Source organism: Marinospirillum sp., assembly GCF_014859565.1.
Genome location: NZ_JACUUA010000379.1, coordinates 1 through 2242, shown reverse-complemented (window position 1 = coordinate 2242; position 2242 = coordinate 1). Strand labels below are relative to the sequence as shown.

Below are 2242 nucleotides of genomic sequence, written 5' to 3'. Positions count from 1 at the left end.
CGAAAGGACACTTGGTTCATGAAGGCAGACGTTTTTCTGCTGTACGGCGGCCACCGGACGAATGTGACACTTTCCCGTTGCAGTCTGACGCTGTTCAAAAAACGAATTAAAATGAAAAAACCGCTTCATTAAACTGAAGCGGAGAAAAATAATGACAGGCACAATCGGGCTTGTCCAGTGATCAACACTGTTTTTTGCAGGTTTACTGGTATAAAACACCCTGTTTTGGTAGTGGCTGTCCATCTAGCGTTGGATGGTTGCCAAGCAATTGCAGGCGCCCCTGCAAAAACCAGCGCACAACTATTGGGTAGAGCAGGTGCTCTTTGACCTGAACGCGTTTTGCCAGGGTGGCTTCGTCATCATCCAGCTCCACCGGCACAGTAGCCTGCAGGATCAGCGGGCCACCGTCCAGTTCTTCGGTGACAAAGTGGATACTGAGACCGTGCTCATTTTCACCGGCTTCCAGTGCACGACGATGGGTGTGCAGTCCCTTGTATTTGGGCAGCAGTGACGGATGGATGTTCAGCAGCCGACCATGGAAACGCAGTACAAAAGCAGGCGATAGAATACGCATAAAACCAGCCAGAACCACCAGATCCGCCTGGTTTTCCTCTACCAGACGTACCAGCTGCTGATCGTATTCTTCGCGGCTGGTGAAGTCACGAGGTGACAACACCAGATCCTTGATGCCTGCCTGACGTGCGCGCTCCAGCCCGTAGGCTTCGGCTTTATCACTGATCACAGCAACAATTTCGCCGCCCAGGCCTTCTTCAGTCTGTCGAGCGTCAATCAGTGCCTGCAGGTTACTGCCATTGCCGGAAATCAGCACCACCACACGGCGTGGTTCGGGTGCTTCCCCACCATGCATCATGCCTTGAGTCCCTTGATCACCACGGCTTCTTCAGTAGTTTTGCGCTCACTGATCAGACCCAGATCAAAAACGGTTTCGCCAGCGGCCTGCAGTTTGGCTGTCAGTGATTCAACCTTATCAGCCGCCACAGCCAACACCATGCCGATACCGCAGTTAAGGGTGCGATACATTTCTTTTTCAGGAACCTGACCAACATCCTGCATCCAGTTGAATACAGCAGGACGCTGATAATCCGTCAGATCCAGATCGGCTTTGCAGTCATCCGGCAGCACGCGTGGGATGTTTTCGTATAAACCGCCACCGGTAATGTGGGAGAGGGCATGAATGCCTTCATCAGCACGGATCAATGGCAGCAGAGATTTGATGTAAATGCGGGTGGGTGCCATCAGGGCATCACCCAGCTTTTTACCATCAGGCAGCAGGGTATCCAGGGGTTCACCGGAAACTTCCAGTAGCTTACGGATCAGTGAATAACCATTGGAGTGTGGGCCAGAAGAGGCCAGGCCAATCAGTCGGTCACCGGCTTTGACCTTGCTGCCGTCCAGTACCTCGGATTTTTCCACAATACCCACACAGAAACCGGCTAGATCGTAATCGTCACCCTCGTACATGCCGGGCATTTCTGCGGTTTCACCACCCACCAGCGCACAACCGGCTTGTTCACAACCTTCACCAATGCCGGTGACCACCTGGGTCGCCACATCAACATTCAGCTGACCAGTGGCATAGTAGTCCAGAAAGAACAGTGGCTCTGCGCCACAAACCAGCAGATCATTAACACACATGGCCACCAGGTCGATGCCGATGGTGTCATGTTTGTTCAGGTTCATTGCCAGGCGTAATTTGGTGCCAACACCATCTGTACCGGATACCAGCAAGGGCTCACGGTAACCGGCAGGAATCTGGCACAACGCACCAAAACCACCCAGTCCGCCCATTACTTCGGGTCTGCTGGTGCGCTTGGCAACACCTTTGATGCGCTCAACCAGGGCGTTGCCGGCATCTATATCTACACCGGCATCTTTGTAGGTAATCGGGGTTTTGCTACGGCTCATGAAGTATCCTGCGTCTGAAGAAAATGAAACGGTAAAATTGGGCAAGGGCAAAAAACTTGCGTATTCTAGCACTCCAGTGAGTCAGGCTCCACGTAGAGGAGAGTCTGTAATAAAATAATTTCTGCTGCATGTTTTCCTGCAGTATTAAAATTCAAGCGGATGGATTAGGTGAAATTAAAAATAAACGCCCTGGTGGCCGCAAAATTCTTACTGGTGTACCTGTTATTGTTACAGCCATCTTTTGCTGAGCAGGTGCAGGGACTTTACAACCTGAGCATACCGGTAGCGGATACATCCGATACCACCCGTGCCACAG

At 51.9% G+C, this 2242-nt stretch carries 2 protein-coding genes; both read right to left on the bottom strand.

Annotated features, from left to right (window positions below):
* Positions 1-202 precede the first annotated feature (202 nt).
* Positions 203-871, bottom strand: coding sequence for a phosphoribosylglycinamide formyltransferase (gene purN / locus IBX50_RS19885; RefSeq protein ID WP_292258132.1), 669 nt, complete (start codon positions 869-871; stop codon positions 203-205).
* The gene (gene purM, locus IBX50_RS19880) at positions 868-1926 is read right to left on the bottom strand and encodes a phosphoribosylformylglycinamidine cyclo-ligase (RefSeq protein ID WP_292258131.1); all 1059 of its coding nucleotides are present in this window, start codon (positions 1924-1926) and stop codon (positions 868-870) included. The genes purN and purM overlap by 4 nt, the downstream gene beginning before the upstream one ends.
* Between the last annotated feature and the right edge of the window lie 316 nt (positions 1927-2242).

Excerpts from the sequence above, each read along its gene's own strand:
- purM (WP_292258131.1), bottom strand. The coding sequence starts at position 1,926 with ATGAGCCGTAGCAAAACCCCGATTACCTACAAAGATGCCGGTGTAGAT.
- purN (WP_292258132.1), bottom strand. The coding sequence starts at position 871 with ATGATGCATGGTGGGGAAGCACCCGAACCACGCCGTGTGGTGGTGCTG.